Raw genomic sequence first — 9,694 nt, forward strand, 5'->3', positions numbered from 1 at the left:
CCTGTGGGCTGTTGCCCGGCGGACGCCGTGAGGGGCCCGGGGACGCATCGGTGGGCCCCTCACAGTCCGTGGCGGTGGAGCGCGCGGCCCCAGTACGCGAGGGCCGGGGGCTCGTGGTCGCCCGGCCCTCGCGCGCCTCGGGTGCTACTTGAGCACGCCCGCCCCCGTCGTCGTCGCCAGCGACGCCGGAAGGTTGCTCGCCGAGGCCTCCAGGCCCGTCGTGAGGGCCGGGGTCCAGTTGACCGTCGTCTTCAGGTCCTTGGACGAGGCGGCGTTGTAGGCGGCGACGAGGTCGGTCACCGTGCCGTTGACGAGGTTGCCGGAGCCCTTGACCGAGCCGGTGCCGTCACCGCTGAGGAGCTTGGCGGCCTTCGCGCCGGACGGCAGCTTCCAGTAGTTGTTCTCCGCGACGATCTGAGCCTTGGCGCGGGAGTTGATGCTGTACTGCGGCGCGTACCCGTTAAGGGGTGTGACGTCGTAGTAGTTGTTGTAGATGTGGATCTGGCCGATGCGGGCCAGCGGGGCGCGCTGCATGATGCCCTTCCACACGTTGTGGTGGATGGAGACGCGCAGCTTGCCGACGCTGTCGGTGTCGCTGCTGCCGATCAGCATCGTCTTGTCGTGGTTGGTGAACTGGTTGCGCGAGACGGTCACCAGGTCGGATCCCTTGGTGATGTCGAGGGCTCCGTCGTGGATCTGGTACTCGCGGCCGAAGTACTTCGGGTTGGCGCTGTCGAAGTGCGGCGCGTCGGTGAACGTGTTGTGGTCCGCCCACACGTGGGTCGCGCCGCGCAGGGACACCGAGTCGTAGTTGGAGTTCCAGTTGCCGTCGTCGCCGTCGGTCGGGTCCCACTGCGGGAAGCAGTCCTCAGTGGCGGCGAAGGTCAGGTTGCGGACGATGACGTTGTCCACGTTCTGAATCTGGAGCATGGACCCGGTGAGGCCCGCGTTCGTGCCAGGGACGCCCACGATCGTCGTGTTGGCGGGGACCTTGAAGACGATGTTCTGGCCCTGCTTGGCCTGGGCGGCGGCGCGCGCCGTCTCCTGGGTGCCGGAGGGCAGTTTGGAGCGGCCGTAGGTGGCCGGGTCGTAGGCCTTGAGGTAGGCCGACAGCGAGTAGCCGGTACCGAGGGCGTAGTCGGCGCAGGTCAGCTTCTTTCCGCTGTCATCGGTGTTGGCGTCGATCATGCCGTTGATCTTGATGATGCGGGGCTTGGTGTCGGAGACCGAGCTCAGCGCCTTCACGAGCTGCGCACGGGTGGAGACGGTGAAGGTGTGGGCGGCGTCGGCCTTCGTGCCACCGGTGGTGCCGGTACCGGAGGACGCCCAGCCGTCCTTCGCGGTGAGCGTCTGGTGGTACAGGTCGACGGTCCCGGCGTTGGCGTTCATCACGACAACACCAGAGCCGACGCATGCGGCCACGACGGCCGCGCAGAGGACGGCGGCACGACGGGAGCGGAGGGACCGGCGGTGGGGGCGAGCAGCCACGGGGCTTCCTTACGGGGGAGAAACGGGGTTACGCCCTGTCAGTGGCCGCCGACCTGTGAAAGGTTGCCGCGTGCGGGGAGCTTTTTTGCAGGCCAGGTCAGCAACCGGACCTCATTGCGGACGAAGAGGTCGTGTGTACACATCCCGCCACCCCGAGGCCTAACGAAGCAGGCGGAGGTCAGCCGCCGAAGGTGGCTACCTCTGTCTTTGTGTGCGCGTCCGAGACGCCGTCCACGGCCCCGGTCCGATCGCGCATCGATTCAACCGTCGTCTTGACGGCTGCGGGCGCCCCTGCCCGTCCGCCGACGTGCCTGACCAAGCGCTTGCTCACTGCTACTCTTGCGGATCTCGTCCGGACATTCATATGTCGCACACAGGACACGCACAGGCACAGGCGCCCGGTTCCGGGGCCCCGAGGTCGCTGCGAGGAGACACCGCCCGTGGCCACAGTCGTCGATGACGCCGCCTCCGTGGAGTTCCATGCCTTCTTCGAGCGGCACCACGCCGAATTGGCCCGGCTCGCACACCTGTTGACCGGCGAGGCGGATGCCGCCGACGACCTGGCCGCGGATGCGCTGCTCGCGCTGTGGCACCGCTGGGACCGGGTACGGGCGAGCGGGCAGCCGGTGGCGTACGCGCGGGGCGTGGTCACCGATCTGGCCCGGACGCGGATACGCAGCGCGGTGCGCGAGCGGCGGCGTGTCGCGCTGTTCTGGGCGCAGCGCAAGGAGAAGACAGAGAATCCGGACGTGGCCGGGGTGGTCGACGTACAAGGGGCGCTGCGCAGGCTGCCGTTCCGGAAGCGGGCGTGTGTCGTGCTGCGCCATGCGTTCGACCTGTCCGAGAAGGACACCGCGCTGGCCCTGGGCATGTCGGTCGGTACGGTGAAGAGCCAGACGTCGAAGGGGATGGCCGAGCTGCAGCGGCTGCTCGGCACGCAGGACGCTGCGCGTAAGGTGCACGCGGCGATGGCGCGTACCGGGAATGCCGGAGGACGGGACCGATGACCATGCGGCGGGACGTGCACGACGAGCTGCGCCCGGGCTGCATGAGGCGGCCGGGGCGCACCGGCCCGACCGCGCGCGGATCCTGGCACGGCTCGAACGCGGGCATGACGCAGGAGGACCTGCCCCGCTCCCGAGCGGCCCGTCCGCCCCGGTTCGGCTGGGTGCGCGTGGTTGGCGTCACCGCGGCGGTCGCGGGGATCCTCGCCGTCGGCTGCTACGGCGTGGCCTCCGTGGTGAACGACGAGCCCTTGCAGCAGACGGTCGCGGTCCGGCCGACGCCCGCCCCCACCTCCACGCCCACGCCGTCGACGGGCGCGACGCGTCGGGTGCCCTCGCCGGTGGACCCTACGCCGAGCACCTCCCGCGAGTCCCGCGAGCCGAGCGTCTCACCGTCACCCTCAAGACGCGCGGGGAGCTGACCCCGCTGACCGTCGAGTTGCGGATCGCCCCGACCGGCGGGGTCACCTCGCCCGGTGCATGGCGGTCGCTGCCCGAGGACGACTTCACGCTGACGACCGCCGAGAAGGACGGTTACCTCGTCCACACCTGGGTGCTCAAGCAGGGTCGTACGGCCCCGGCCGGCCAGTGGATGTTGGCCGGGCAGTACAACGCGCCCGCGGCGGCCGGGACGCCCGGGACGACCGCTACGCGGCACCGCCCGCACGCGGAGCGAACAGCTCGCCGTGGCGGGCGACTTCGCCCGGCACGACGACTGATGACGAAACCGCGGCACCCCTTCCGGTCTTCCTCATCGTCCGCGCCCGCCTGCCCATGCGGCTCAGTTCGCGCTGGGCGTGACTTTTATGCCCAACGGTGAAGGCCACCTCGCCTGCCGATCCCTGGGGAAAGGTCGTGGGGTCGGTTCTTTTGATGTGTGGAGGTGGCCGTGGGCCCGGACCTGAAGCGTTTGATGCGCTCTTCGCCGTACTGGCCGGTGATCAGTCACACGACGCTTCGGCGGGTTCTCCCGGGGTTCGCCGTCTCGTCGCTGGGTGACGGCATGGCCGTGGTGGCGGTGAGCTGGCTGGCGATCGAGCTGGCGCCGGCCGCGCAGCGCGGGGGCTGGGTGGCGGTGGCGGCGGCCGCCTACACCCTGTCGGGGGCGGTGGGCGCGCTGCTGCTCGGCCGCTTCCTGCGCCACCGCCCGCCCGCCCGACTGGTCGCCTGGGACGCGGCGTTGCGGGCGGGAGCGCTGGGGGCCGTCCCGGTATTGCACGCCTTCGGCGCACTCGGCATCGAGGGGTACGTCGCGCTGCTGGCGGTGTCCTCCGTGCTGCATTCCTGGGGTCAGGCGGGCGTCTACACGCTGATCGCCAGGGCGCTGCCGGAGCGCGACCACCTGGCGGGCAACGCCGTGCTGTCGGGTGTCGGGTCGATCGCCACGGTGGTGGGACCGCCGCTGGCCACGCTGCTGATCGTGTTCGGGGGCCCGGCGACGGTGCTGGCCGTGGACGCGGCGACGTTCCTCGTGCTGGCGGTGACCTTCCTGGTCGCCGTCCCCAAAGACGCGGTCCCGGAGCCCGAGGACTACACGGACGCGCGGTCGGCCGGTTTCGCGGTGATCCGGCGCAGCCCGGCGCTCTCCGGCCTCCTCGCCCTGAGCTTCGCGTTCTTCTTCCTCTTCGGCCCCGTGTACGTGGCGCTCCCGCTGCACGTGTCGGACGACTTGGGCGCCTCGGCCGGTGTACTGGCGGCGTTCTACACGGCCTTCGGCATCGGCGCGGTGCTGGGTTCGGTGCTCACCGGCTTCCTCAGCCGGTGGAGGTTGTGGCCCACGATGGTCGGCATCGTCATCGGCTTCGGTGCGCTGATGCTCCCCCTGGGCCTGAACGCCCCGACGGCCGTGTCGGTCGTCTGCTTCGGGGTGGCCGGGCTTCTCTGGCCGCCGTACTCATCGCTGTCGACCACCCTGTTCCAGCGCTCGACGCCCAGTGCGCTCCTACCGCAGACCCTCGCCGCGAGTTCCGCCGTCAGGGTGCTGTCGGTGCCCCTGGGCACCGCGCTCGGAGGACCGCTCGTAGCCGGCCTCGGCGCGGCCGGCGCGCTGCGTCTGTCCGGTGCGGGCATCACGGTGCTGGGCCTGGTCGCCGCCTCCGCGCTGACCCTGCGGGCCGCGCGGACGTGCCGCGAGCCGGCGGCGGGGACCGCGAAGCCGGCCCGCGCGGAGTCGGAGGCGGGGACGGACGCAGAACATGAAGCAGGGGCGCGGCGGCCGTAGCCCCAGCGGGTGGGTGCCCTGAGCCGGGTCTGGACGGACGCGAACCCGGTGGCAAGCGGGGGGCTCGTCCAGCGGCGCGGTGGCCCGGCAGGCCGGACCGTCCGCCCAGCCAGGCTCCGCCGCTGAGGCGTTGTGGTACGTGACTCGCTGAGTGCTCCGACCCGCCTGGCCTCGCACATGGGTGATTTCGCATTCCATTGATTCCCTGAGCGGCCGAGCCTGCGGCGTGCCCACCCCTGCACAAGCTCCGGGGCGACTGAAGATGCATGAGGAGGCGTCCGCGAGGTGCGTCAGGGGCGAGTCAGGAGGATGACGTGAACCAGTGGGTGACATTGCCGCCGGAACCAGGTGAAGAAGTGCTCTGTGTGAAGAGAGGGTCGACCACCATTCCAGGTACGGAACTCGCCTTGCAGGGTGGTCTGGTCATTCTCACCAACCAGCGCATCTATGTCGGACCGTGGGACACACGTCTCGTAGGTGATCTGCTCGCGAAGACGGCCGGCAAGCTGGGTCCAGAAGGGTCGGCCAAGGCGATCAATCTGGTGGTCGGGTGGGCGAATAAGGCCCGGGCCGTGTCCTTGCGGGAGATCGTGTCCGTGGCACCGTTCCGGAAGAGCTCGTTGCGAATCACGACCCAAGACGGCCAGCACCGTGACTTCGTGATCGCGGCGACGATGTGGTCACCCATCTGGTCGGGGAAAAACGCCCTACACCGCGACGAGATGCTGGCGTCGATTCATCAGGCGCTTGCCAACGTCTAGATGACGGGCCCATCATCCGCCGCTCGATGAGGCGTCACCGCCGAGACGCGTGTTCCCTCTCCCTGGATCTTGAGCGGCAGCTCGCAGATCGTGTGAGCCGGTGGGTAGACGGCCAGACTCGTGGGCGTGAGGCAGCCTTCGATCAGGTGTGGTCTGAGCTGGATTCTTCGTAACTCGCGGCGGAGTCGGCTCGGCCAGACCGAACACACCTCCGGCCGTGGCCGGCACCAGCACCGGATGATCTCGGGATGGCCGTGCTCGTTCGTCGCCGCCGTCGAGTCCGGGCGGACATCGTGGTGCAGATCCACGGGGTGGGGGACGGGCCGGCACATCACACGGTCCGATCGCAGCCGGGTTCATCACGCCCCTACCACCATGCAACGCCTTGGTCAGGACCATTAAGCGCTGCCCGGCGCCGATCAGTATGTGTGAGACTCCCTCTGAATGATCACTCGGGGGGAGTTTCGCGTTGAACGCGCTGTTGAAGAGGGTGTGGATCGGGCTGGCCGCGACCTTGATCGTGAGCCTGGCCGCTGTGGTCCTGCCGGACCAGATCCAGGTAGGCGACGACGGGCGCATCCACCTGGGCGCGCCCGCGCCCACGCCGTACCCATCCATGGCGGCGCCCACACCGGAGTCCACGTCACCGCCCCTCACACGGGACGCCGTGGACGAGGTGATCCGGACCGCGGTCAGCGCGGCGGGCCTCGACCCGGCGCAGGGCCGCCCGACCGTCGCGGCCGGCGCCAGCTCGAACAGGACGGGCTGGATGGCCGTCCGCGAGAAGACCGCCGCACAGTCGGAGATCAGCGCCATCTGCGCCGACCTGGAGCGCCAGGGCTGGACGCTGAACCCCAACGGCGACCGCCCCGACGCCTCCCGCAGCTACAAGCGCGGGGGCTGGTACCTGCTGGTGAGCACGCGTGGGAAGACGCAGGCGCCGTCCACCACCTCCACCTTGACCGACTCGCAGACCTACCTGACCCTGACCGGGCTCCAGCTGAACCTTTCCGACATACCCCTCCCCGAGATCACCGTCCGCATCGGCTGACCCCTCACAGAGAAGCCCACACCGTCTTCCCGGGACAGCCCAGCGCCCTGGGCCCGGCCAAGTTGGCCGGGCCTGCGCGGGAGCACTTGTCCCACCTATGGCAGCGCCCGACATTGCGACGTCGCTGCTTTCCTCGCCGCGGCTGCCTGAGGCCGGCCTCTCTAGTGCTGTGACCAGTAAGGTTCGCCGGTTCGCCCGGTGCTGGTTGGAAACGACTTTTCTAACCAGCGTGGGGAGGCGGAATTGCGCAACCGGTACGGGTTCGCAGGCTGACCGAGCAGGAGGGGCAGAAATGCTGCCCCAGCAGGTCCAGGCCGCTGGACGGGCCTCCCCTCGACACGGCCGGTCCGCGTACGCGGCGCCTCACCCCGGTCCGCTGCGAACGGAGCAGGGCCACGGGTCCACGTCGGGCCCGACGTCTGGGTCCGCCACCGGCTGGGGTATCTTGAACGCGTTCAAGGCATCGAATTCTGAGGGCGGCCATGCGGGTCACCGCGCGCGAGAGTGTTCATCCGTGGCAGATCGGCCTGGCCGCGTGCGCCGTGGTCACCCCGCTCACGCCGGTCATCGCCTCCGGCGACCCTTTCTTCGTACTCCCCTTCGTGGTCGCGACCACGATGCTGACCGCCGTACCGCTGTTCCTGTACGCCCGGCCCTCCGCCTTCCAGTGGGCCACCGGGACCATCGCGGCGGTGCTGCTGCCGTGGTCGCTGATCGGCTCCTGGGTCGGGATGCTCGTCTTCTCCCCGTCGGTCCCCCTCCTGCTCCTCTCGGCGTTCTCGGACCCGCGTCGGCGCCCGAGGGCCGCCGGGTTCCTGGCCGGGGCCGGTCTTCTGCTGGCAGCGGCGGTGACGCTGTTCTGGTGGGGCCGCGGGTACTGAAGCTTTTCCTGCGGATCATCTGATCGTTGGTCGATGGGTGTCCTTGACTCAGCAGACGTGGCGGCAGGCCGCCGGCCTTCGACCGCGAGACCTACAGGAACGGAGCACCGTCGAGCGCTGAGTCAACGCACTCAGGTAATGGCGTGGCCGGGCCACTGGATACGACAGTCCGAAAGAAGCCGCCTAGCTGTGACCGCGTAGGCTCGCCGGGTCGTTCAGGCAGCGGCGGCGAGGGCGCGTCCGCCCCAGCGGATGCCCTTCTCGCTGCGGATGCGGGCGCGTTCCTTGCGTTCGGCGGTCAGGACGTCGCGGTGGCGTGCGTTGGCGTTGCGCCAGCGCAGGTAGGCGTGCAGGGCCCGGGTCTGCACGGTGTGGTGGGGGTGGTGGGAATCGGCGATGGTGAACTGCCGCAGCGGTCCGAAGTGGGCTTCGATGAGGTTCGCGATCGGCAACCTCTGACCGGGCCAGTCAGGCACTCAGCCGTCCCGGGTGTGGCCCTCCGAAGGGTGCTCCACCTCCACGCCGAGCGCGCCCAGTCGGCCCACGATGTGTGCGGCGAGCGCTTCCCGAGCGACATCGAGGTGGGGCAGCGCGCTCAGCGGCACCCCTGGCGGTGTGCCATGCCTCGGAGAATGCCTCGTGGTCCACTGATCGGGCGCTCCTCAACTCGTCGAAGGTGTCGAGAAGCAGCAGATGCCAGGCGCGCGTGGTCGAGCGCATGTGCTTCAGGCGTTCCGTCGCGGCTAACTGGCGAGCGCGCATCTCGACAGCGTGCTCTCGCTCCGCCGCTGCCTGTCTATCCAGTTCGGCCACTCGCAATTCGAACTGCTGTTGACGCCGCAGGAGATCCTCCTCAGGGCGCTGCTGTGCACGTTCCCGCTCCTCCTGTCGCAGCAGCGTCGCCCGCCGCTCTGCCGTCGATGCAGCAGTAACGGGCCAAGCACTGCGCCCCCTGCACCAACGACGGCTCCCGCGACTGCCCCTATCAGCGCGTACAGCGCTGCTGCGTCCGCCATGGTGCAGATCTTGCACGGCGGTGGCGCCCGTCGCCGTACATGCCGGAGGAGCCTCTGGACGTCCGGAGATTTCGTCCCTTGGACGCGGAGAAACCCTGCGGACAAGGAGTCCTACCTGACCTCCTTGCCAGCGCCCCAGTCGACGCTGGTTCCGCCCGCTGACCCCCTTGGCCAGGTCGATCGTACGGACGCGTACGCCGCATCCTGACCTGCTCCGTGATGGGCGATTGTGAGACGGCGGTCAGGGGTGCCTCTGCACGCTCTCCCTCCTCGGCCCCGGTGTGGGGCCGTGAATGACGAGCAGGAGATGCGACGATGGCGACGTTCTGCTGCCGTCCGGGAGCCGGCCCAAGGCCGTCGGCCCTGCCGCGTGCCGAGCTGGACGTGGGCAAGCCCCGCGTCGAATGGGGCAGCCGAAGTGGGCGCCTCAGCGATCACGTGGTGCGACGACCCCTTGGTGACGGGGCCCGAGCATCATCCCCACGCACCCAGACCGCAGGATCATCCGGACTGCCCCTCATTACCCGGGCCATTTCCGGAGTCGTTCCCGGAGTTCTGGGCCGGGTCGTTCCCGGAGTCCTGGCCGGGGTTGTTGCCCGAGTTGTTGCCGGGGTCCTTGCCCGGGCCGCTCCCGGGGTTGTGGCCCGGGTCCTTGCCGGGCCCGTTTCCGGAGTTCTGGCCCGGCTCGTTCCCGGGATCCTTACCGGGCTGGTTCCCCGGGTTCTGGCCCGGCACCTTGCCGGGGTCCTTCCCGGGGTTGTGGCCCGGGTTCTGGCCTGGGTCCTTCCCGGGGTGGTTGTCCGAATTCTGGCCCGGGTGCTTGCCCGGGTCGTTACCTGAGTCCTTCCCGGGGTCGTTCCCAGGGTTGTGGCCTGGGTCGTTACCGGGGTCCTTGCCGGGGTTCGGGCCGGGTTCGTTCCCGGGGTTGTGGCCCGGGTTGCGGCCGGGGTCGTCACCGCGGTGCTCGCCCGGGTCCTTGCCGGTGCCCTTGCCAGGGTCGTTACCTGGGGCCTTCCCGGGGTCGTTCCCAGGGTTGTGGCCGGGTTCGTTCCCGGGGTTGCGGCCGGGGTCGTCACCGGGGTCCTTGCCCGGGTTCTGGCCGGGGCCCTTACCGGGGTCCTTGTCGGGGTTGTGGCCGGAGTCGTTACGGGGGTTCTTGCCCGGGTTCTGGCCGGGGTGCTCGCCCGGGTCCTTGCCGGTGCCCTTGCCAGGGTCGTTACCTGGGGCCTTCCCGGGGTCGTTCGCAGGGTCGTGGCCGGGGTCGTTCCCGGG

At 69.8% G+C, this 9,694-nt stretch carries 7 protein-coding genes and 2 pseudogenes; 6 read left to right on the forward strand and 3 right to left on the reverse strand.

Annotation, left to right across the window (positions count from 1 at the left end):
• Nucleotides 1-144 precede the first annotated feature (144 nt).
• Complete coding sequence (locus AC07DU_RS33425) at nt 145-1,488, reverse strand: pectate lyase family protein (RefSeq protein WP_479036353.1); 1,344 nt, start codon at nt 1,486-1,488, stop codon at nt 145-147.
• Between the two features lie 440 nt (nt 1,489-1,928).
• Between AC07DU_RS33425 and AC07DU_RS33430 the strand changes: the two genes are divergently transcribed.
• The 6 genes from AC07DU_RS33430 to AC07DU_RS33455 all read left to right on the forward strand — a co-directional run bounded on the left by AC07DU_RS33430 (nt 1,929) and on the right by AC07DU_RS33455 (nt 7,406).
• Nucleotides 1,929-2,495 (forward strand): SigE family RNA polymerase sigma factor, encoded by a 567-nt coding sequence (locus AC07DU_RS33430; protein ID WP_479115670.1) that lies wholly within the window; start codon nt 1,929-1,931, stop codon nt 2,493-2,495.
• Nucleotides 2,492-2,914 (forward strand): hypothetical protein, encoded by a 423-nt coding sequence (locus AC07DU_RS33435; protein WP_479115672.1) that lies wholly within the window; start codon nt 2,492-2,494, stop codon nt 2,912-2,914. Before AC07DU_RS33430 ends, AC07DU_RS33435 begins: the two co-directional genes overlap by 4 nt.
• 491 nt (nt 2,915-3,405) lie before the next feature.
• Entirely contained in the window at nt 3,406-4,713 is a 1,308-nt protein-coding gene (locus AC07DU_RS33440; RefSeq protein WP_479115674.1) for an MFS transporter, read from the forward strand.
• Nucleotides 4,714-5,027: 314 nt separating this feature from the next.
• Entirely contained in the window at nt 5,028-5,474 is a 447-nt protein-coding gene (locus AC07DU_RS33445; protein ID WP_479115676.1) for a hypothetical protein, read from the forward strand.
• A 469-nt stretch (nt 5,475-5,943) separates the two neighbouring features.
• Nucleotides 5,944-6,525, forward strand: coding sequence for a hypothetical protein (locus AC07DU_RS33450; protein WP_479115678.1), 582 nt, complete (start codon nt 5,944-5,946; stop codon nt 6,523-6,525).
• Nucleotides 6,526-7,007: 482 nt separating this feature from the next.
• Nucleotides 7,008-7,406 (forward strand): hypothetical protein, encoded by a 399-nt coding sequence (locus tag AC07DU_RS33455; RefSeq protein WP_360893389.1) that lies wholly within the window; start codon nt 7,008-7,010, stop codon nt 7,404-7,406.
• 215 nt (nt 7,407-7,621) lie between these two features.
• On the opposite strand, the pseudogene AC07DU_RS33460 reads toward AC07DU_RS33455, so the two are convergent.
• Nucleotides 7,622-7,849 (reverse strand): annotated as a pseudogene (locus tag AC07DU_RS33460) (IS630 family transposase); the annotation flags it as partial.
• 1,074 nt (nt 7,850-8,923) lie between these two features.
• Nucleotides 8,924-9,694: pseudogene (locus AC07DU_RS33465) on the reverse strand (hypothetical protein); the annotation flags it as partial.

The organism is Streptomyces sp. NPDC045695, assembly GCF_056432025.1.